The following is a 20,747-nucleotide window of genomic DNA, read 5'->3' as shown; positions in this document are numbered from 1 at the left end:
TGCCTCCTGGAACAACCGAACCGGGCTGTCATCGACCGGTGCCCCGTACGGAGGAGAACACTCCTGCCGGCTCGCGGCCCCCTCGACCGGGCCTCGCGGCCCGGGCACGGCCCGTCTTCCGCCCCGCGGTCCGCCGCCGGGCCCGTGGTGCCCGCCCGCATCCGGACGGCCTTGTGCCCGCCCCCTCATGTGAGGGGCGGGCACAAGGCCGGTGAGGTGTCATCCGGGCTGGTCGCTGTCCTTCAGCGAGCCCCAGCCGTGCCAGCGGTCGATCTCGATCCAGGCGCTGACGCGGCGGCGGTCCCGCCGCGGATACGGCTCGCCGAGGTAGTGGCGGGCCAGCCGGTCGATGTCGGCGAACTCCGGATCGTCGCGGATCTCGGCGACGCGGCCGATGAGGCTGACGTGGGTGTACCAGTTGCCCTCGTCGAGCACGGTGAGGGTGACACGGGGGTCGTCGCGCACGTGCCGCAGCCGTTTGCGGGCCTCGTCCATGTTCACCAGCACCCGGCCGTCGTCCCACAGGTACCAGGTGGCGGTGGACACCGGCTGGCCGTCCGGCCGCAGGGTCGTGATGACGGCCGGATTGGCCTTCTCCAGCATGGTCACGGCCGCTTCGGGAAGCGGTGGCTTCGACATAAGTGGCACTCCTCGGCACATCGCTGTACGCCGTCCGACCGGCTTGGTCCCGCCCAGCATCACACACCGCCGGCGCCGATCGCGGGAGCACTCACGGGTGCGGGCGGCGGCGTCGCGCCACCCGCGCGAGGCCTCAGGCGTGTGCGGTGCGCGTGCGGACCCGGCGCAGCACGGCGCTGAACACCCATGCGTTGACCACGGCGGCCAGTGAGACCAGGCCCAGCAGGAGCGCCGCCCCGACGGGGCCGTCGGGCAGCGGCACGGCGAGGGCGAGCAGACTGGTCGGGGCGGTGGCCGCCACGGGCCACACCCCCGCCATCGAGGCGTCCTCGTGCGGGAGGACCGCCGCGTCCAGCACGACCCACAGCACCAGTGCCGCGCACACCGCCAGGTAGATCCGGGCGGGCCAGTTGTCCGCGACGCCTCCGACGCGCAGCGGAAGCCGCCCCTTGCCGCCCCCGTTCCCGTCCCTGTCCCCGTTGCCCCGCGTACCGTCGTGCACGGCCATCTCGCTCACCTGTCTCTTTCTTCCCGTTCGTCGTTCGCTGCCCGTCGTGCCGCGCGTTCCACGGGGGTTCGCGGCGCTCGTCGGCCGACGTGCGGCACACACCGTCCCTCCCGGGGGTGCGGGGTCCGGTGGGCCGTGCCGGCCTGTGACTCCAGGATCGCGCCGGGGAACCCGCGAACTCCTCGGCCACCGGCAGGAACCTCTCCTCTACCTCTGGGTAGAGGGGTCTCGTACCGGCGGTCGGCCGGGCACCGCGGGCGGCCTTCGCCCGGCCGAGGGCGGACCGGCCGGGACGGACCGGCGGGGCGCGCCTACCGCGTGGAGGTGGTGCGCGGCCTGATCAGCCCGGTGTCGTAGGCCAGGATGGTCGCCTGGACCCGGTCGCGCAGCCCCAACTTGCCGAACAGGGCGTTCACATGGGTCTTGACCGTCCCTGTGGAGACTCCCAGGCGCTCGCCGATCTCGGCGTTGGTCAGTCCCGAGGCGACCAGGAGCAGCACCTCCCGCTCGCGGGGGGTGAGCCGCTCCAACGCCCCGCCGGCCTCGGGGCGGACCGGCCCGCCCTGTGCGAAGGCGGCGATGAGGCGGCCGGTCACCGCCGGTGCCAGGATGCCGTCGCCGGAGGCGACGACGCGGACGGCGGCCAGGAGGTCGTCGGCCCGGGCGTCCTTGAGCAGGAATCCGGAGGCCCCGGCGCACAGGGCCTCGAAGACGTACGAGTCCAGGTCGAAGGTGGTGAGCACCAGGACACGGGCCCGGGCCGGGCCGCCGGCGATCAGCCGGGTGGCCGTCAGTCCGTCCATGCCGGGCATCCGGATGTCCATCAGCACCACGTCGGGGTCGAGTTCCGCCGTCAGTTCCACGGCCGTGGCGCCGTCGGCGGCCTCGCCGACCACCGACAGGTCCGGTTCGGCGTCGACGATCGCGGCGAAGCCCGCGCGGACGACGGCCTGGTCGTCGACGACCAGCACACGAACGGCGATGGGTCCACCCCCTGCCCCGGGCCGGTGGACGCTCCGGCCGACTGGGCTTCATCGTCCCATGCGCACGGGCCCGTCCGCTCCCGTCCGCCCGGCTCCGTCCCGGTGGGCGGGATAGTCTGGACGGCGCCCCCGCCGGCGGCGGGGACCGGGGACGGGCACGGGGACACGGGGATGGATCGGGGGGCGGGGTGGACGGTGCACGGCACCGGCGGCGTGTGCGGCGCGCCGCCTCGGCGGTGGCCGGGACGTGGACGGCCCGCGCCTATCTCGCGCTGTGCGGCGCCCTGCTGGTGTGGGTGCTGGCGGACGCCTTCCTCGTGAGCCACGAGGACGCCTCCATGGCGGGGGTCGTCCCCCTGCTGGCCACCGCTCCGCTGAGCGTGCTGTTCCTGCTCGCGCCCGGGGAGGGGATCCTCGCCTATCTGTCGATCGTCGTCGTGAGCGCCCTGGCGAACGCCGCCCTGATCAACTGGTGCGTACGTACGCTGGGGCGGGGCAGGAGGAGCACCGGCGACGCCCGGTGAGCTGACGTCCCGCCTGCCCGCGGCGCCTCGCTCAGGGGCCCACCGCCGTCCGCGGCGGCGCGGAGGCGCCTTCCCGCGCCGGGGTCCCCTCGTCCGGCGTCCGGGCGGGCCGGCCGCCGGGTTCGTGGAGGGTGGCGAGCAGCTCGCGCATGGCGGCCAGCGCCGCCCGCGCCTCGGCCGCCACGTCCTCCAGCCGTCCCTCCTCGGCGCTGCGCACCACCCGGCCCGCCCGCTCCAGGACGGTTCCGCGCAGCCCTTCGGCGACGTGCTGCCGCTGGGCGCGCACCGCCTCCGCCGCCTGCCGTACGGCCTCCTGGACCGCCGCCCGCTCACGGGCGGCGGTACGGGCGCCACGGGCGCGCACGGCGGCGCCCGCCCGCCACACCACCGCGAAGACCAACACCAGGGCGGCGGTGAGCGGCACGGTGACCGGAAGATGCGCCGCCGGTCCGGTGAACCGGTCCGGCAGCAGCCCGGCGGCGACGGCGCTCGCGCCCACCGCGGCGCCCAGGAGCAGTCCCGTCGCGGGGGCGGCCCACCGGGCTCCGCGGCCGTACCGGCCGTGGGCCGCCACGGAGTACACCGCGGCGATCTCCACCCCCGCGCCCACCCACAGCAGCGGCAGCGCCTCCGGGGGCAGCGCTCCGGACAGGGCCGCCGCCGGCCACAGCCACGCGGTGGCCAGAGCGGCCGCCAGCGCCGCCAGGGGGGCGCGCCGCCGCCACAGCAGCGGCAGTGCGTGGACCGCCGTCAGCAGCAGGTACAGCGCGTCGGCCGCCGGCCCGTGGGGCGCGGAGCCGACCGTCCGGGTCGTCAGCGCGGGGACCAGCGGGTTGAGGACGGCGAACAGGGCGAGGAGCACCTGGGCCACTCGCCGCCGGCTCGGCCGCCGGACGCGCGCGAGCCGGCGGGGCCCGCGCCCGTCCGACGGGGCCGCCGCGGGCGCCGGACCGTCGGCGGGCAGTTCGGCCCGCACCCGCCAGCCTCCGCCGGGGCGGGGTCCCGCGGTCAGGCGCCCGCCGGCCGCTGCCGCGCGCTCCCGCATCCCGGCCAGGCCGCGCCCCGCCCCCAGACCGTGCACGGCGCCGGACGCGTGCGGCACCGTGCCGGCCGGCGGGGCGTCGTTGTCGACGGTCATCTCCAGCAGGCCGCCGCGGTGTCCGACGGTGACCCGTACGGCCGCGCCGGGGGCGTGGCGCAGCGTGTTCGTCAGGGCCTCCCGCACGATCCCGAAGACGGTCTCGCCCACCCGCCCCGGCAGGTCCGCCCGGATGTCGGTCTCCACGGGGCCGCCCAACCCGCCCACACCGGTGGCGAGTTCGGCGACGCGGCCGTTCCAGGTGCGGGGCTCCACCTCCGCCTCGGTGCGCATCACCGCCACCAGTTCACGCAGTGTGGACACGGTCTCGCGGCCGTCGCGCGCCGCGGTCTCCAGCGCCTCGGCGGCCAGTTCGGGCCTGGAGCCGCCGAGCCTGCGCGCGGCCTCGGCCGTGACCACGACCGAGGTCAGATGGTGGGCGCCGACGTCGTGGAGTTCGCGGGCCAGCCGGTGGCGCTCCTCGTCGGCGGCCCTGCTCCGCTCCTCCTCGGCCCTGGCCAGCCGTGCGGCGGCGGCGTGCCGGGCGGCCAGCCGGCGGCGCCTGCCCAGACCGGTGCCGATGCCGACCAGGTGCGGCAGGGCGGCGAGGACGAGGCCGGCGGCGGCGCCCCGGCTCCCGCCGTACAGCACGGTGCCCCACAGCAGCTGCCAGCACAGGTGGGCCGCGCCCGCGATCACGATGGCGGCCGCCTCGCACCGCACCGCCACCGCGTGCAGGGCGAGGGCCACACCGGCGCTGCCGAACACGTCCAGCGCGCCGGGGAACGAGGCGGCCGGCCCGAGGACCGCCACGGCGGTGACGCCTGCCAGCGCGCCCACCGGTGCCTGCCGCCGCAGGCCGAGGACGGAGGCGGCCAGGCACACCGCCAGCAGACCGGCGCCCACCGCCACCGGCCCCGGGGCGGCGCCGCCGGAGCGCAGTGCGTCGAGGGGCCACCACGCGACCTGCGCGGCGGCGAGGGCGGCGGGCGGCAGCCAGGACCGTGGTAGCTCCATGTTCCGGGAACCATAGCGGCGCGTCCGGCCCCGTCCGCCGGCGCGTCCGGCCCGCGGACAGGCCGGCGGGCGGACACGCGGACGGGTCGGCCGTGCCGCACCGCTGCGCGGCCTCCCGGCCGCCACCGAGCGCACCAACATGAACGTGTGCACCTTTTGTCCTATTATTTTGTTCTGGTGACTTCTTTCCCGATCCTCGCGGGGGACGGTCGCGGTGAGCGGCCGTCCACTCCCGAGGTGCGCGCGGAGATCCTCGCCTCCTGGCAGCGATCGCGTCTGCTCGGCATCGACCAGGAGCACCCCGCGCTGCCCGTCGCGAGCGACCTGGATCCGGACTCCCGGCTGGTCAGGGCCGCCATGCCGGTACTGCGGCGGCTGTACGAGCGGTTCTCCGGGATGCCCGTCACCCTGGTGCTGACCGACTCGCGGGCCACCATCGTCGACCGGCTCGGGGAGGCCAGGGGGCTGGAGCTGATGGACGCCGCCTCCCTCGCCCCGGGCGCCAACGTCGACGAGCGGTTCATGGGCACCAGCAGCGTCAGCATGGTGCTGAGCACCCGGGCCCCGTTCGTGGTCGTCGGACACGAGCACTTCCTGCACAGCCTCAAGACCCTGACCTGCATGGCCGCCCCGGTGCGCGATCCGGTGGGCGGCACCGTGCAGGGGGCGGTGAACCTCTCCGTCCCCATGGAGCTGGCCAGGCCCGGGATGGCGCTGATGCTCCAGGAGGCCACCGACCGCATCGGCGAGCGGCTGCTGGAGATGGGGTCGGCCAGGGAGCGCGGCCTGATGGAGTCCTTCCTGCGGGCCAGGCGGCGCGGCGAGCACACCGAGATCGATCTCGCCACGGGTGCGCCGATCCGCCGCAGCGAGGCGGCGCCCCGGCTGGCCCCGCGGGAGGAACTGGCGCTGCTGGAGACCGCCACCGAGCTGATCTCCTCGAGCAGCGAGACGTTCGCCGAGGTGCCGCTGACGGGCGGGCGGGTGGCGGCACTGCGGCGCAGGCTCCTGCACCACGGCGACGCGGAGGGCGCCGCCGTCGAGATCAGCTTCCGAAAGCCCCCTTCCACGGCCACCGTCCCGGGACCGCCCGCGGCCACGGCGGACGGCCCGGACGGCCGGAGGGTGCCTCTGCTGCGCCCGCCGTCCCCCACCGGGCGGCCTCAGGGCGTACGGGAGGGAGCGGGGGCGCGGGAGGAGACGGCGGGGGCACGGGAGGCGGAGCGGGAGCGGCGGCCCGGCGGGACGGAGGGCGGCGGCCCCGACGCATGGCTGCTGATGGTGGGCGAGCCGGGCGTCGGCCGCCTGGCCGTCGAGGCCCGCCGGCGGCTGTCGCTGCTGAACGAGGCGGGCACCCGTATCGGCACCACACTGGACATACGGCGCACGGCGGAGGAGCTGGCGGAGATCGCCGTACCGAGGTTCGCCGACGTCGTCGTGGTGGACCTGGCCGAAGACGTCCTGGCCGGCGAGGAGCCTCCGCCGGGAGCTCCCGGCGCGGCGCCGGCGCTGCGCCGGGTGGCCGTACGGGCCGTGCGGACCGGCGGGGAGGCCGACGACCCGCGCGGCGGCGGCGCGGACGCCCCCGTCGACTACGCGCCCGGCACGCCGCAGGCCAGGTGCCTCGGCACCGGGCGGCCGGTCGCGGACTCGGTGCGGACCGAGCTCCTGGCGGCGTCCTCCCCGGACGACGCCCACCCCGCCGAACTGATCCGCGGGCTGCTGGGCGAGGGCGAGCACTCGTATCTGGCCGCACCGCTGCGCGCCAGGGGCGCGGTCCTGGGCCTGGCCGGCTTCTACCGGCGTGGCAGGGCACGTCCCTACGAGGAGGACGACCTGGCCCTGGCGGGCGAACTGGCGGCCCGCACGGCGATCAGCGTGGACAACGCCCGCCGCTTCAGCCGGGAGCGCGACGCCGCCCTGACCCTGCAGCGCAGCCTGCTGCCGCGCGACACGCCCCGGCTGGCCGCCGTGGACCTCGCCCACCGCTACCTGCCCGCCGACGTCAGGAGCGGGGTGGGCGGCGACTGGTTCGACGCGATCCCGCTGTCCGGGATGCGTTCGGCCCTGGTCGTCGGGGACGTGGCGGGCCACGGGCTGGAGGCGGCGGCGACCATGGGGCGGCTGCGCACGGCGGTGCGCACCCTCGCCGACCTGGACATGCCTCCGGAGGAGGTGCTGGCCCACCTGGACGATCTGGTCGGCCGCGCGCCCGACGACCCGGCCACGGCCGCGACCTGCCTGTACGCGGTGTACGACCCGGTGATCTGCCGCTGCACGGCCGCCCGGGCCGGGCATCCGCCGCCCGTCGCCGTGTTTCCCGACGGGGGAACGCGGACGCTGGACCTGCCGGCCGGCCCACCACTGGGGTTCGGCGGACTCCAGCCCTACGAGTCCGCCACCGTGGAGCTGCCCTCGGGCAGTCTGCTGGCGCTGTACACCGACGGCCTCCTCAAGGAGGGCCGCGCCTACGGCGACATCGGCGCACGCATGGCGCTGCTCGCGTCCGCGCTGCGCGGCCCGAAGCCGCCGCCGGACTCCTCGCCGGAGCCCGAGCCCTCACCGCGGCCGGAGGTGTCGCTGGAACGGATCTGCGGCCGGGTCACGGACACCCTGCTGCCCGACGGCCCGCGCGACGGCCCGCCGGACGGCCCCCGTGACAGCACCCGTGACGACGTGGCGCTGCTGCTGGCCCGTGTGCACGCGCTGCCCGCCGACCGGGTGGCGTCCTGGGAGCTGCCCTCCGACCCTTCGGTGGTGTCCGAGGCCAGGGCACTGGCACGGCGGCAGCTGGACGAGTGGGGCCTGCCGGACCTGGAGTACGGCACCGGCCTGGTGGTGAGCGAACTGTTCACCAACGCCGTGCGGTACGGCGGCGGGGGGCCGGTGCGGCTGCGGCTGCTGCGCGGCGCGTCCCTGATCTGCGAGGTCTCCGACCGCAGCAACTCCTCTCCGCGCATCCGGCGCGCCGGAGTGACCGAGGAGGGCGGGCGCGGCCTGTTCCTGGTGGCGCAGTTCACCAGGAACTGGGGAGTCCGCTACATGGCGCGGGGCAAGACGGTGTGGGCCGAGCAGGTGCCGCACTCCGGGCGCCCCGGTTCCGGGCACTCGGGCGGGGACCGGGGGGAGCCCGCGCCGGAGGAGGCGGACGAGCAGGCGCTGCTGGCCATGTTCGACGACCTCGGCTGATCCGCCGCCGCGCGGCGGCGGATCAGTGCGGCCAGATCGGCGGGTCGGTGGTGAAGTGGCCGCCCAGACACGCGTGCTCCGGCCTGCCCGGATCGAGTTCGCCCTGCTCGGCGATGAGCTTGGCCGCGTACGGTTCCGAGTCGTCCTGCGGCTCGTACCCCAGAGCCCGCGCCGAGGAGAGGTCCCACCACAGCCGGGTGTTGGCGGAGGAGCCGTAGACCACGGTGTGCCCGACCCCCTCGGCGGTCAGGGCGGCGTGCAGCAGCCGGGCCCCGTCGGCGGGGCTCATCCAGACCGAGAGCATCCGCACCGTCGTGGGCTCGGGAAAGCAGGAGCCGATGCGGACGGAGACGGTCTCGATGCCGTGCCGGTCCCAGTAGAGCTGGGCCAGGTCCTCGCCGAAGCACTTCGACAGCCCGTAGAAGGTGTCGGGGCGGCGCGGGGTGTCCACCGGGATCAGCGGATCGCCCTCGCCCGGACGGGGGGTGTAGCCGACGGCGTGGTTGGAGGAGGCGAAGACGACACGCCCGACGCCCTCCTCCCGGACCGCCTCGTAGAGGTTGTAGGTGCCCTCGATGTTCGCCCGCACGATCTTCTCGAAGGGGGCCTCGAGGGAGATCCCGGCGAGGTGGACGACGGCGTCCACGCCCCGCACGGCCTCCCGCAGCGCCGCCCGGTCCGCGAGGTCGGCGGTGATCGTCTCCTCGGTCCGCTCCTCCGCTCCGGGGAGCGGACCGACGGGGGCGACGTCGAGGAGCCGGAGGGTGTAGCCGTGGGAGGGGAGCAGTTCCCGCATCAGGGTGCCGAGGCCGCCCGCGGCACCGGTGAGCAGGACGGTTCTGGGGGCGGGCATGGGCTGTCTCCTCGGTGCGGTGGGGAGGCCGGCGCGCACACGCCGGAGCGGGCTCGACGCAGGAGCGGTCACCGAACGTCATTCACAACTGTGGAGACGGTATGGACTCGCCCCAACATCGTCAAGTGTAGGGGAAAGCGCTTTCTCAACCCTCACCCCGGCAACATGCCTTCGGCAATCGACCGCCTTGACCGCAGCGAATCCCTGTCCTACCGTAACGGCGTTCATGAATATGGACAGCGGTCGTGAATGTGTACATCATCTGCCGCCCCGTGACACCCAGGGAGTGCCGTGACCAAACCTCCTCTCGCCGCCCGGCTCGACGGCCTGCTCTTCTTCCCCGTCACCGCGTACGGACCGGACGGCGCCCTCGACACCGACGTGTTCCGCGCCCACGTGCGCGGCGGCGTGGACGCCGGCGCCGCCGCCGTCTTCGCCTGCTGCGGCACCGGCGAGTTCCACGCCCTTACCCCCGAGGAGTTCGGCGCGTGCGTCTCCGCGGCGGTGGCGGAGGCGGCGGGACGGGTGCCGGTGGTCGCGGGCACCGGCTACGGCACCGCCCTCGCCGTGAGGTACGCCCGCATCGCCGAGGAGGCGGGCGCCGACGGGCTCCTCGCCATGCCTCCCTATCTGGTCGCACCCGACCAGGAGGGGCTGCGGAACCACTACACCGCCCTGGCCGACGCCACCGGGCTGGACGTCATCGTCTACCAGCGGGACAACGCCGTCCTCGCTCCGGCCACCGTGGCCGAGCTCGCCCGCCACCCCGGGATCGCGGGCCTGAAGGACGGTGTCGGCGACCTCGACCTGATGCAGCGGATCGTCAGCGCCGTACGCACCGCGGAGCCCGGCCGTGAGTTCCTGTACTTCAACGGGCTGCCCACGGCCGAACTCACCTGCCCCGCCTACCGGGGCATCGGGGTCGGCCTCTACTCCTCCGCCGCCTTCTGCTTCGCGCCGGAGATCGCCGTCGCCTTCCACCGCGCCTTCACCGGAGGCGACGACGCCACCGTGCGACGCCTGCTCGACGGCTTCTACCGCCCTCTGGTGGAGCTGCGGAACAAGGGCCGCGGCTACGCGGTCTCGCTGGTCAAGGCCGGGGTGCGCCTGCGCGGCCTGGACGTGGGCGGAGTGCGGCCCCCGCTGAGCGAGCCGGACGGCGCGCACATCGAGGAGCTGTCCGCCCTGATGGAACACGGGCGCACCCTGCTGGCGTGAGACGTGCGCGGAGGCCCGGACAGGGTCTCCGCGCACGCACCTTCCCGGCATGGAACGGAACGACATATACATACATGAACGGCAGCCTGTGCGCCCAACCCTCCCCGCCTCCTTGCCGCTCCGGTCCGTTCACGCGTATTGACGCCCCATGAGGGCGCTTCTACTGTGACGGCACGCATTCATAGAGTTGACAGAAGTTCACATCTATGAACTAAGGAGCCGTCATGGCCGCACTGGACTGGACCGTGCTGGGCGCGTACTTCCTCGTGATGGTGGGCATCGGCCTCTGGTCGAGGAAACGCATCCACACCATCGCCGACTTCTTCACGGCCCGCGGCCGCATCCCGTGGTGGCTCTCCGGGATATCGCACCACATGTCCGGTTACAGCGCGATCATGTTCGTGACCTTCGCCGCGGTCGCGTACGACCACGGCGTCACCGTCTACTTCTGGTGGCCCCTCACCATCGGGGTCGGTATCGGTGTCGGCGCCTTCCTCTTCGCCGCGCGCTGGAACCGGCTGCGCGCCAGACACGGCGTCAACTCGCCGCTCGCCTACCTCGCCGTCCGCTACAACCTGCCCACCCAGCAGGTCCTCGCCTACAGCGGCACCGCGCTCAAGGTGGTGGACATCGCCGCGAAGTGGGTCGCCATCGCGCTGCTGCTCCAGGGCTTCGCGGACATCCCGCTGGTGTGGGGCATCGCCCTGACCGGCGCCTGCACCATGCTCTACATGGCCTTCGGCGGACTGTGGGCCGACGTCCTCACCGACTTCGGCCAGTTCGTCATCCAGGCCGTCGCCGGTTTCGCGATGCTCTTCGCGCTCTTCGCCCACCTCGACGGGGTGGCCACGCTCTGGACGATGTGGGGCGACCTCCCGGCCGACCGCGGCGACCCGGTCAACGGCCCCGTGACCACCGGGCTGATCATGGCGTTCCTGCTGGTGAAGACCTTCGAGTACAACGGCGGCATGTGGAACCTGGCGCAGCGTTACATGGCCGCGCCCTCCGGCTCCCGGGCCAGGAGGTCGGCGCTGCTCTCCAGCTTCCTGTGGATCGTGTGGCCGTTCATCCTCTTCGTCCCGATGATCGCCGCACCGCTCGTCGTCCCCGGCCTGGACGACGGCGAGAGGTCGTACATCATGCTCGCCCAGGAACTGCTGCCCGCCGGTCTCATCGGACTGCTCCTGGCCGGCTTCTTCTCCCACACCATGGCCATGGTGGCCTCCGACTCCAACGTCATCACCGCCGTCATCACCCGCGACCTCGCCCCGGTGGTCGTCCCTCGCGTACGGCGCCTGACGGAGGCCGGGCAGCTGCTGTTCGCGCGGATCACCACGGTCGCCTTCGTCACGTTCAGCATGGTCCTCGCGCTCCTCGCCGACCCGGACGGCTTCATCATGACGGTCGTGGTGAGCATCGTCGCCGCCACCATGGGGCCGATCTCCATTCCGCTGATGCTGGGCCTGCTGCCCTGGTTCCGGCGCCACGGACCGCGCGCGGCGCTCATCTCCTGGGCGGGCGGCCTGGCGGTCTGGGCGTACCTCTACTGGGGGGTGGAGGACGCCGGCCAGACCGCGAGCGTCGGCCTGCCGGTCCTCACCTCGCTGACGCTGTACATCGTCGTCGGGCTGGTGCGGCCGGAGGGCAGCACGGCGCGCGACGCGCTGCTCGACTCCCTCGACAGCGACCCGTCGGAGGCCGAGAGGGCCGAGGTGGAGCGGAGGTTCGTCGACCATCCGCCCTCCTCCGACGGCGACGCCGTGTCGGGCACGGTCGCCACCCGCTGAGCGGGAACCGCCCCGGGCCCGGTGCGCCCGGGGCGCCGCCGCGTCCGGGAGCGGCCACCACCACCGCACGGTCCCCGGCGCCCCGGAGACGGGTCTCCCCCTGACACCCATACGGAGCTATCGTAAATATCGGGCAAAAGGGACAGGAAAACAGTTCAATCCATGACAGTAGGTGTCTGCGATGCTCCAGGGACTCGCGGCGGCGGGGATCGTGCTGCTCTGCGTCTGCGCCGTCTACGTCGCGCTGGCGGCCCGGGTGGTCAAACAGTACGAACGCGGGGTGGTCTTCCGGCTCGGACGGGTCATGAAGGACGTACGCCGGCCGGGCTTCACCATGATCGTTCCGTTCGTCGACCGGATGCGCAAGGTCAACCTGCAGATCGTGACCCTGCCGGTGCCCGCGCAGGAGGGCATCAGCAGGGACAACGTGACCGTCCGGGTCGACGCCGTCGTGTACTTCAAGGTCGTCGACCCCGTCGACGCGATCGTCCGGGTGGAGGACTACCGCTTCGCGGTCTCCCAGATGGCCCAGACCTCGCTGCGCTCCATCATCGGCAAGAGCGATCTGGACGATCTGCTGTCCAACCGGGAGAAGCTGAACCAGGGCCTGGAGCTGATGATCGACAGCCCGGCCGTGGGCTGGGGCGTCCACGTCGACCGGGTCGAGATCAAGGACGTCTCCCTGCCGGAGACGATGAAGCGGTCGATGGCCCGCCAGGCGGAGGCCGCGCGCGACCGGCGGGCCCGCGTCATCAACGCCGACGCCGAGTTCCAGGCGTCGAAGAAGCTGGCGGAGGCCGCGCAGCAGATGGCCGACACGCCGTCGGCGCTTCAGCTGCGGCTTCTGCAGACGGTGGTGGCCGTCGCCGCCGAGAAGAACTCCACCCTGGTCCTGCCCTTCCCCGTCGAACTGCTGCGGTTCCTGGAGAAGGCGCAGCAGGCCCCGCAGCAGGCTCCGCAGCAGAGCCCCCGGCCGGGCGCGGCGCCCCCGCCCTCCGCACAGGCCGCGGTCCCGCCCGCGCAGACCTCGTACGCGGCGGCTTCCCCCGCCAGGGCTCCGGCGGAATCCGGGAGCGACGGACAGCGGGCCGGGGAAGGGTGAGGCACGCGCCCGGCGGCCCGGGACGCCCCCGGGCCGCCGGGCGTCACGGCGTGTCGTGACCGCGGCCGCGCCGGGGCCGCGCACGCCGCGGACGGGCTCGCGGGGCCCCGCCCGCACCCGGCGCCGCCGGCCGAAGGGAGGCCACGGCGGTTTCCGGCCGAGGTGCAGCACCCGGACGAGGCGGTTCTTTCCGCGAAACGGCAGTTCACCGCCTTGGTTCCGGATTCCGCGCCCTCCTTCGTCCGCATGGCGGACACCTCCCCCAAGGGGCTCGGAGGGCTCATGAGCTGCCCGCCGGTACTCTGGGCCACCACAACGTCGCCGAAGGTGACCTGAAGTGATCCGTCCGATGTGCGCTCGCGGTTCGCTCCGGCAAGACTCCTGTCCGGAATCTGCCGAACCGAACCAAGGAGTGTTCGAAATGCGGTACGCCATCAAGGGCCTGGGGGTGGGCACCGCCCTGGCCGTCACCTGCCTGGCGGGCTCGGCGGCCACCGCGGCCGCTTCGCCCGCGCAGCCCCGAGGGCTGTACGCCTCCTCGGCCCTGGTGCTCACCGTCGGCAAGGGGGAGGACCCGGTGACGGCCGCCGTGCTGCGGGCCGCCGTGCTGAGCTGTTCGCCGGCGCCGGGCGGCACCCACCCGGCCCCCGCCGAGGCATGCGGCGAGCTGCGTTCCGTGGACGGCGAGTTCGCCTCGCTGGTCGAGTCCGGCGGCGACCGCATGTGCCCGATGGTCTGGGATCCGGTCACCGTGACCGCCGACGGGGTCTGGGAGGGCCGCAGGATCTCGTACGCGCACACCTTCTCCAACGCCTGCGTCATGGCGGACGCCGCGCCCGCGGTCTTCTCCTTCTGAGCCCGGGTGCGGTCCCGGCCCGGAACCCGCACCGTACCCGGACACCCCGGAGGCCGCCGCCGTACGCACGGCGGCGGCCTCGTGCCTGCGGGCCGGGCCGGTGTCCCGCGGGGCCGCGGAGCCGGTGGCGCCGGGGCCGTCAGGAGCCGGGGCCGCGCAGGCGGGTGGTCTCCGCGCGGATCTCCGGCAGGCGGTCGTACAGCGCCTGGCCGGGGCAGTCGGTCCGGTGGCTGTCGCGGTGACCCGAGATGACGTCGAACGTCGCGGACTCGCCCTTGTCGTAGCGGCTCTCGTCGTTCGTCGAGACCAGCCGCACCCTGCCCTGCGGGTCCGCGCCGGGCCGCAGCTTCCACGCCGCTACCTCGGCGATCGCCTCGACCACCTCGCGCGGCACCTCCTCCCCCGCCCCGAAGGTGCCCAGCGCCGCCACACCGACGCTGTTGCGGTTGAAGCCCTTGGTGTGGGCGCCGTACACCGGGCGCCCGATGCCGCCGCCCCGGCCCTCGTAGATGGTCCCGCACCTGTCCACGACGAAGTTGTAGCCGATGTCGTCCCACCCCTGGCCCTCGATGTGGTCGGCCTCCAGCGCCCGCAGCATCCGCGGGACGTCCGAGCAGTCGTAGCCGTTGGGGTGGCCGGTGTGGTGGACGAAGACGGCGCTCACCGGACCCGTGTAGCTGGCCTCCTCCCTGACCAGGTTCTCGTCGGCGCGCCAGGCCTTCCGGCTGACGACCGCGGGCTGTGGCGCGGTGTACGGGTCGGCGGGGCCGGCGGCTTCCGGCACCGGGGGTTCGAGGAGGTGGGCGGGAACGTCCCGCGCCACCAGCAGCGCCAGCGGCAGAAGGGCGGCGCCCAGCACGAGTCGTGGGTACCACATGCCCCCACACTGCCCCCGCGTGTCGCGGATCTCGCGGCCGACGGAGCCGGTCGGGTGACGGCAAACAGCCCCCGGGGAAGGCGTTCGCGCAGCTCAGGGGCCGGAAAAGGGCATGGCCGCGGGGCCGGCCCGGCCGCGCGGCGGAACGTGGACCGCCCGGCCGGGGCGGCGTGCCGGCCCGGCCGGGCGCGGTTCAGCGGGAGGCCATGTCCTCGCGCAGGGCGGTGAGGATCCTGGCCGCCTCCTCCAGGCCCGCCTCGGCGCAGCGGCCGGCCGCCGCGTCCAGGCGGGCCACGGCGTCCTTCGGCCGGCCCAGCCCGTTGCCCTCGACCAGGGCGGCCAGCCGCGCCGTCTCCGCCCGGCCCGCCTCCCCGTCCGGGCCGCCCTCCGCCAGGCGCGAGTCGGCCCGGTCCGCCTCGGCCAGCGCCTCCTCGAAGCGCTCGGCGCGGGCCAGGCAGCGGGCGCGGCACAGGTGGTTGTGGCCGGCGTGGTACCAGTGGGGGAACTCCTCCGGGTCCTCGGGGACCTCGGCCAGCAGCTCGTCGGCGGTGGCCAGGTGGCCGAGCGCCGCCTCCAGGCCGTCCTCCTCACCGCGCGTGGCGAGATCGGCGAAGTCCCGGAGCATCTCCAGCACCGGTACCGGGCTCGGCGCCCGGCGGTGGGACTCCAGAGCGCGCTCGCGTGCGGCCCCGGCCGCCTCCGGGCGGCCGGCCCGGGCCAGCGCGGCCGCCGCCTGGGAGGCGACCATGGTGTGGGTGAACTGCTCCTCCCACCCGGCCACCGTGTCGGCCAGGCCCAGGAACTCCTCGGCCGCCGCGCGGTGCTCCGCCAGCTCCGTCAGGCCCCGGGCGAGGGTGAGGCGGACCTGGGCCAGCAGCCTCTCGTCGATCGGATCGCCGGATTCCGCGCCGCCCCCGCGGGCCACGGACTCCAGCACCGCGACGGCGTCCTCCGGCTGCCCGGAGGCGGCCAGGGCGTCGGCGAGTTCCAGACGGCACTCGGCGGCGCCGTTGTGGTCGCCCTCCCGGTCCATCCGGGCCGCGGCCTCGGACAGGTGGCGGACCGCTCCGGAGAGCTCACCGGCGTGCCGGCAGGCGTGGCCGAGCATCGCGTGGACGGCCGTGGCCGGGAAGGAGCGGTCGTCGTACCGTGCGGCCCGGGCCATGGCCTGCCGGAACACCTCGGCCGCCTCCCCGGGCCGGCCGGTGCGCATCAGGATCTGGCCCAGCAGCAGCATGCCGCGGGTCGCACGCCACGGGGTGCCGGCCTGCTCCAGGATCTCCTGGGAGCGCCGCTGCCGTTCGACGGCATCCTCGATGCGCCCGCTACGGGCGGCGACGTCGGCTTCGTAGAGGTGGGCGGCGGCCCTCTGGTGGGGGATCTCCCAGCGTTCGGCCGCCGCGTGCAGTGCCCCGACCGCCTCCTCGAAGCGCGCCACGGCCTCCGGGCCGGCGTCCGGCAGCGCGTCGGCCAGCTCGTTGTGCGCGGCGAAGGCCCGGCAGTGGAGTACGACGAGGTACTTGTCCGGCCGGAAGTCCGCCTCCGGCTCCCGGTCCCCGCCGGGGAGCATCCGTTCGGCCGACTCCAGCAGGGGTGCCAGCTCCCGCCGTACCGCGAGGTGGTCGGCGGTCTCCCCGCCGGGCCCCCCGCTCCGCCCCTGTCCGGCCTCGGGCCGGCAGGCCAGGCGGGCTCGGGCGGCCAGTTCGTGCCAGGGCAGGCCGGCCCGGGCGTAGAGGGCGACCGCCTCGGCCATCGCGGCCCGACCGCTCCCGCCCCGCTCGTCCGCGGCGAACGCGCGCTGCTCGGCCAGCTCGGCCAGGAGCAGGTCCAGGGGGCCGAGAGCGGGGTCGTGGACGTATCCGTCGGCGGCCACGCGCTCGGCGACGCGTTCCCACAGCGGTGTGTCGCCGGGGTGCCCCTCATCGGCCAGCCGCCGTGCCTCGGCGACCAGTTCGGCGAAGTCCCCGGGGATCGCCACCCGGTGCGCGGCGGCCGGCGCGGGCACGGGCTCCGGGGCGGTCGCGCCGTCCTTCGGGCCGGTCAGCGGTGTGACGCGCAGCCCCAGCGCGAGGGGCTCCTCCAGCAGGGGGTGCCGCTCCAGGCGCGCACGGCGGCGCTCGCCGACCGCCGCCGTGCCGTTGCGCCGGTCGAAGGCCGCGGCCAGTGCGTCCGCTTCGGCCCCGATCTCGTCGTTCAGCGTCCGCGCCGTCCACTGCCGCCCGGGCGGTCCGGCGACGGGGGTGTCGGCGTACCCCTGCGCCACGAGACGGCCGAGCAGCACCTGCACGCCGGTGAGGAAGGCCAGCCGCGCCTTGGGGGCGCCGGTGACGCCGAACAGCTCGCGGTTCTCGGCCAGGATCTCCAGCCCGCGGCCCTCGTTGCGGGTCAGGGCGCAGAACTCCAGGTGGAGGCCGATCTCCTCGGCCATCCCCGTCTTTCCGCGGGCGTAGCGGTATCCGGCCAGGTGGTGCGAGCGGGCCTCGTCGGCACGGCCGGTGCGCAGCAGGGGCAGCAGCGCGAAGGCGTGGCTGACGTAGGGCTCCTCCTGGCAGCTCACGGCCCCGGCGAACAGCGGCTCCCAGATCCGCAGGGCCTGCTCGTCCTCCCCGAGGAGGACGTGGTGCAGCGCCCGGTGGCGTATCTCGCACGCCTCGCAGTCGCTCAGCCGCTCCCGGGGGCGGGTCACCCACAGGTCGTAGGCGGACTCCAGGCCGCTGCCGGTGTGCAGCGCGACGCGGTGGGCCATGGCCGCCACCGGCTGCATGCCGTGGCCGGCCTCGCGGTAGCGTTCGCGCATCCGGCCGATCCACTGCTCGACGGTGGCCAGCGGTACGTCCGGCACCTCCAGCAGCGAGGTCGTCACCCACTTGAAGCGCCAGTAGACCTGATGGCCCTCCCACTCGCTGAAGGCGCTCCGGTCGTCGTCCCACAGCCGGAGCAGACGGGCGAAGACCACCGGCGACTTGCGGTGCTCGCCGGTGTACTCGTAGGCCTCCATCAGCTCCAGCAGCGCGGTGACCAGGACGCCCTTGTCCTCGAACTGCTCGGCGGCTTCGACCAGTTCCTCGGCGGTCACCGTCCTGGGCAGGCCGTAGGGGCGGTCGTTGTTCTCCCGCAGCGCGTCGAGCACGGCCTCCGGGGTCTCCAGCATCACGGCTCCTTCCGGGGGGCCGGGCCGCCCTGGCCGCCGGCCCGGTCGTGCGTGGCGTGGTCGTGCATGGCGTGGTCGAGCAGGCCGAGGAAGGCCCGGTTGAGCAGCGCGCTCTCGGCGGCGCGCAGCGGGCGGCGGCTGAGCAGCAGCGCCTGTCCGTACAGCGCCTCCGCCGTGGCGGTGGCCAGCCCGCGTTCGGTGATCGTCGCCGCGCGGCGGACCAGCGGGTTGAGATGGTTGAGGACCAGTTGGGCGCGGGGGGCCTCGGTGCGAAGTGAGCCGAGGATGTCGGCCCACAGCCCGTCGCCGGCACCGGCCAGCTCGGAGCGGGTGCGCTCGTGCCGGGCCTCCCGGTTGTCCAGCAGGAGGGCGGGAGCGGTCACCGGCTGGAAGCTGCGCAGCACCACGTCGCAGTCGTGGACGCCGATCACCTCGCGGGCCACGGCCAGGAAGGAGGCCGCGGCCAGTTCGGCGGCGGGCTCCACCGCGTCCAGGTGCGCGGTGACGGTGGCAGGGTCCAGGTCGTCGACGGTGGTGCCGGAGCGTATCTCCGGCAGCCGGTGCACCAGGTCCCGGTCGTAGGTGTAGCCGCCGTTGACGACTCCGAGGCCGGCCGCCGCGGCGATCGGCGCGACCTGCCGGAACTCCTCCACGCTCCGGGTGACCAGGATCGTGGGGTGGCTGCGGGCGAACTCGTCCAGGGTGACGTTGCCGTCGGTCGTCTCGAAGGGCAGCCACGGCAGCAGCATCCGCAGCAGCGCGTCGTCGTGGCGGGCCAGCGCCTTGACGGCCAGGTGGTGGGTCTCGATGAAGCGGTGCAGGAGGGTGGGGTCGCCGGCGGCCAGGCCGGTGAGCCAGTCGCGCAGCCGGTTGCCGAGCGCCTCGCGTACGGCGTCGAGCGTCTCGTCCTCGTACAGCGCCTCGCGGGAGGCGGTGGGCCGCAGGCCGGTGGTGTCCACCACGCAGCGCACGAAGAACGCCCAGTCGGGCAGGAGCTCGGACGCCTGGTCCGACAGGAGCATGCCCTTGAGGTGCACCCGGTGGCCGGCCCGCTGGGAGGGGCTGACGGCGGTCGGCAGGACGTAGGCGACGCCGCGCAGCCCGACGACGGGCAGGTCCAGCTCGACGGTGTCCAGCGGGGTGAAGCCGAAGGTGGAGCGGCAGTGCTCGGCCAGCGCCTCGCGGCGGGCCCGTGGGGAGGCGTGGCGCTCCTCCCACGGCGGGGTCCGATCGATCCGGGTGGCCGTGCCGCGGGCGTCGGTCACGGTGACCTCGTGCCGCAGCAGGCCGCCGTAGTGCCGGGCCAGCTCCACCACCCGGTCGGGGCGCGTCCACTCGGTGCCGTCCGCGCGGGGGGTCAGCCGCACCGTGGTGCCCGGCTCCGGCCTGGTGTGCGGGGGCAGGGTGCGGATGGTGTAGCTGCCGTCGGCGCGGCCGCGCCATTCGACGACCGGCGCGTCGGGAGTGGCCGCAGAGCGGCTGACCACGGTGATCTCGTCGGCCACCACGAAGCAGGCGAGCAGCCCGATGCCGAACTGGCCGATGAACTCCGAACGGGCCGAGGCGATGGCCGTTCCGTCGAGGCCTCCGTCGGCGGAGCGCTTGGAGCTGCGGCCGATCGTCGCGAGGAAGGTGTGGACGTCCTTCTCGGACAGGCCGACGCCGGTGTCGGTGACGGTGAGCGTCTCGCCGGTCTCCACCGTGATCCGGGCGGGGGCGTCCGGGTGCAGGGCCCGGCGGGCGGTGATGGCGTCCACCGCGTTCTGCAGCAGTTCGCGCAGGTAGACGCGGGGGCTGGAGTAGAGGTGGTGGGAGAGCAGGTCGACCAGGCCGCGCAGATCGACCTGGAAGGTGTGGGACGTCTGATGCTGGGACACCGGATGGGCTTTCTTCCGTGGGCGGCGGGAGGGGGTGCGGGTCGGCGGGTCGGCGCGTCAGCGGCCGGCGCGCGAGCGCCACTTCCGGAACGCCGCGACCGGGTCGGCGGAGTCGAGGTACTGCCAGGGGAACTCGGTGACCCGTCCCTCCAGCGGTGCGAAGGCGGCGGCCGCCGCCTCCTTCTCGCCGGCCAGCGAGAGGGCCATGGCGAAGGTGTTGTGCACGCCGATCCAGTCGCGCGGACGCCCGAAGGCCGGGTCGCCGATGGACCGGTGGGCGGCCTCCAGCAGCCGGGCCCGTACGTCGGGGCGGCCGATGTACTCCGCGTCCTCACCCGGCTCCAGGTCCAGCCAGTGCTCCAGATGGGCGAGGGCCACCAGTTCGCCCAGCGGGCTGCCCTCGGGGGCCGAGAGCATCGACTCGCGCGCGAAGTCGTGCATCTCCTCGTGCGAGCCGCCCCACTTGGCGCACACCTGCTGCAGGTGCTGCCGGTGCGCGCCCAGGTGCCCGGGGCAGCGGCGGACCGCCGCCTCGAAGCGGAGGCGGGCGATCTGCGGCCCGACCTGGAGGCCGCGCCCGGAGACCTGGAGCATGAACCAGGGGGCGACCCAGTCCGGCTCGCGCTCGGCCACCCGGTACAGCAGGTCCTCGGCGACCTCCAGCCGCTGGTGGAAGACCCGGAACTGCTCTCTGGAGACCTGGGAGGCCCGCGCGCCGGTGCGGGCCTCCCAAGCCCAGTCGATGTGGTGTGCGCCGGCCATGAGCAGGGCCGGGGTCCCGTCCGGCTCGCGGTCCATGACACGGCCCATCAGCTCGGTCGTGCCCGGTGTCCCGGAGGCGTGCCACACCAGCCAGCACAGCTCCTCACCGTCGGCCGCGGCCGCCAGCCGCTCGCGGACGGCGGGCCAGTCCCCCGCCCCGATCGCCTCCCGGAGCCGGGCCAGCGCGGGGTCGTCGAAGTCGGTGACCAGGCGCGGCGCCGGCCTGCGCCTCCACAGCCCGAGCGGGAACGCCGGCCGGCGCCGGCCGCCCGCCGGCTGCTCCTCAGCCGCCGGGTGCCGACTGATGGTTGTCATGTGGATCCCCC

15 protein-coding genes are annotated in these 20,747 nt (G+C 74.7%); 6 read left to right on the top strand and 9 right to left on the bottom strand.

Features of this window, described 5'->3' with window-relative positions; all coding sequences use genetic code 11:
• Positions 1-219: 219 nt before the first annotated feature.
• The 3 genes from QPK52_RS24980 to QPK52_RS24970 all read right to left on the bottom strand — a co-directional run bounded on the left by QPK52_RS24980 (position 220) and on the right by QPK52_RS24970 (position 2,130).
• Complete coding sequence (locus QPK52_RS24980; protein ID WP_410539732.1) at positions 220-639, bottom strand: PPOX class F420-dependent oxidoreductase; 420 nt, start codon at positions 637-639, stop codon at positions 220-222.
• A gap of 133 nt (positions 640-772) precedes the next feature.
• The gene (locus tag QPK52_RS24975; RefSeq protein ID WP_410540471.1) at positions 773-1,147 is read right to left on the bottom strand and encodes an SCO4225 family membrane protein; all 375 of its coding nucleotides are present in this window, start codon (positions 1,145-1,147) and stop codon (positions 773-775) included.
• A 311-nt stretch (positions 1,148-1,458) separates the two neighbouring features.
• Positions 1,459-2,130, bottom strand: a complete 672-nt coding sequence (locus QPK52_RS24970) for a response regulator (RefSeq protein WP_410540470.1) — start codon at positions 2,128-2,130, stop codon at positions 1,459-1,461.
• A gap of 188 nt (positions 2,131-2,318) precedes the next feature.
• Between QPK52_RS24970 and QPK52_RS24965 the strand changes: the two genes are divergently transcribed.
• Complete coding sequence (locus tag QPK52_RS24965; RefSeq protein ID WP_410539731.1) at positions 2,319-2,654, top strand: SCO4225 family membrane protein; 336 nt, start codon at positions 2,319-2,321, stop codon at positions 2,652-2,654.
• A 31-nt stretch (positions 2,655-2,685) separates the two neighbouring features.
• On the opposite strand, the gene QPK52_RS24960 is transcribed toward QPK52_RS24965, so the two are convergent.
• Positions 2,686-4,749: a sensor histidine kinase gene (locus tag QPK52_RS24960; protein WP_410539730.1), complete on the bottom strand. Its 2,064-nt coding sequence runs from the start codon at positions 4,747-4,749 to the stop codon at positions 2,686-2,688.
• Positions 4,750-4,926: 177 nt separating this feature from the next.
• Here QPK52_RS24960 and QPK52_RS24955 point away from each other — a divergent pair, with 177 nt between their 5' ends.
• The gene (locus QPK52_RS24955) at positions 4,927-7,938 is read left to right on the top strand and encodes a SpoIIE family protein phosphatase (RefSeq protein ID WP_410539729.1); all 3,012 of its coding nucleotides are present in this window, start codon (positions 4,927-4,929) and stop codon (positions 7,936-7,938) included.
• Between the two features lie 22 nt (positions 7,939-7,960).
• Here QPK52_RS24955 and QPK52_RS24950 read toward each other — a convergent pair whose 3' ends face one another.
• Positions 7,961-8,791: an NAD-dependent epimerase/dehydratase family protein gene (locus QPK52_RS24950; protein WP_410539728.1), complete on the bottom strand. Its 831-nt coding sequence runs from the start codon at positions 8,789-8,791 to the stop codon at positions 7,961-7,963.
• A 291-nt stretch (positions 8,792-9,082) separates the two neighbouring features.
• Here QPK52_RS24950 and QPK52_RS24945 point away from each other — a divergent pair, with 291 nt between their 5' ends.
• From QPK52_RS24945 to QPK52_RS24930, 4 genes are all read left to right on the top strand, one after another.
• Positions 9,083-10,009, top strand: a complete 927-nt coding sequence (locus QPK52_RS24945) for a 5-dehydro-4-deoxyglucarate dehydratase (RefSeq protein WP_410539727.1) — start codon at positions 9,083-9,085, stop codon at positions 10,007-10,009.
• Between the two features lie 224 nt (positions 10,010-10,233).
• The gene (locus QPK52_RS24940) at positions 10,234-11,796 is read left to right on the top strand and encodes a sodium:solute symporter family protein (RefSeq protein ID WP_410539726.1); all 1,563 of its coding nucleotides are present in this window, start codon (positions 10,234-10,236) and stop codon (positions 11,794-11,796) included.
• A 181-nt stretch (positions 11,797-11,977) separates the two neighbouring features.
• Positions 11,978-12,898 (top strand): slipin family protein, encoded by a 921-nt coding sequence (locus QPK52_RS24935; protein WP_410539725.1) that lies wholly within the window; start codon positions 11,978-11,980, stop codon positions 12,896-12,898.
• 421 nt (positions 12,899-13,319) lie between these two features.
• Positions 13,320-13,754 (top strand): subtilase-type protease inhibitor, encoded by a 435-nt coding sequence (locus QPK52_RS24930; RefSeq protein ID WP_410539724.1) that lies wholly within the window; start codon positions 13,320-13,322, stop codon positions 13,752-13,754.
• Between the two features lie 139 nt (positions 13,755-13,893).
• Here QPK52_RS24930 and QPK52_RS24925 read toward each other — a convergent pair whose 3' ends face one another.
• The 4 genes from QPK52_RS24925 to QPK52_RS24910 all read right to left on the bottom strand — a co-directional run bounded on the left by QPK52_RS24925 (position 13,894) and on the right by QPK52_RS24910 (position 20,736).
• Positions 13,894-14,631 (bottom strand): peptidoglycan recognition protein, encoded by a 738-nt coding sequence (locus QPK52_RS24925; protein WP_410539723.1) that lies wholly within the window; start codon positions 14,629-14,631, stop codon positions 13,894-13,896.
• A gap of 193 nt (positions 14,632-14,824) precedes the next feature.
• Positions 14,825-17,782 (bottom strand): hypothetical protein, encoded by a 2,958-nt coding sequence (locus QPK52_RS24920; protein WP_410539722.1) that lies wholly within the window; start codon positions 17,780-17,782, stop codon positions 14,825-14,827.
• Positions 17,782-19,659, bottom strand: coding sequence for an HSP90 family protein (locus tag QPK52_RS24915; protein WP_410539721.1), 1,878 nt, complete (start codon positions 19,657-19,659; stop codon positions 17,782-17,784). The genes QPK52_RS24920 and QPK52_RS24915 overlap by 1 nt, the downstream gene beginning before the upstream one ends.
• A 57-nt stretch (positions 19,660-19,716) precedes the next feature.
• Positions 19,717-20,736 (bottom strand): hypothetical protein, encoded by a 1,020-nt coding sequence (locus QPK52_RS24910; RefSeq protein ID WP_410539720.1) that lies wholly within the window; start codon positions 20,734-20,736, stop codon positions 19,717-19,719.
• Positions 20,737-20,747: the final 11 nt, after the last annotated feature.

Source organism: Streptomyces sp. KL2, from assembly GCF_046529545.1.
GTDB lineage: Bacteria > Actinomycetota > Actinomycetes > Streptomycetales > Streptomycetaceae > Streptomyces > Streptomyces radiopugnans.
This window is presented reverse-complemented; position numbering and strand designations above follow the sequence as displayed.